Origin of the sequence: Acinetobacter sp. ME22 (assembly GCF_022012315.1) — a bacterium.
GTDB classification, from domain to species: Bacteria; Pseudomonadota; Gammaproteobacteria; order Pseudomonadales; family Moraxellaceae; genus Acinetobacter; species Acinetobacter brisouii_A.
Genome location: NZ_JAKLTL010000055.1, coordinates 1 through 362 on the forward strand (window position 1 = coordinate 1; position 362 = coordinate 362).

Here is a 362-nt window from a genome sequence, read left to right on the forward strand (position 1 = left end):
GTGATTTCTGAGATATATTCATCCGTATAGTCATTCAAATCACTGCCTTTTCTAATATATTGCCTGATTAAGCCATTTGTATTTTCATTTGTACCTCGCTGCCAAGCACTATAAGGATCAGCGAAATACCAATCTATACCTAACTCCTGAGCAGTATATTCATGCAGACTGAACTCTTTACCATTATCCGCGGTAATCGTCTTTAACTGATCCTTGATCGGCTCAAGCAGACTGATTGTGGCTTGGCAAATGTCTTCTGCCTTGCGTGTACTGCACTTCTTTAGCCAAAGATAACCCGTCTTTCGATCTACAATTGAGACCAGTGATTGTTGGTGTTTCTTGCCAACAATTGTATCTATTTC

The 362-nt window shown here is 39.8% G+C and carries 1 protein-coding gene; it reads right to left on the bottom strand.

The features are described 5' to 3' along the window. A partial coding sequence (locus LVY74_RS17665; protein ID WP_237816149.1) for an IS30 family transposase occupies positions 1–362 on the bottom strand: 362 nt, incomplete at both ends.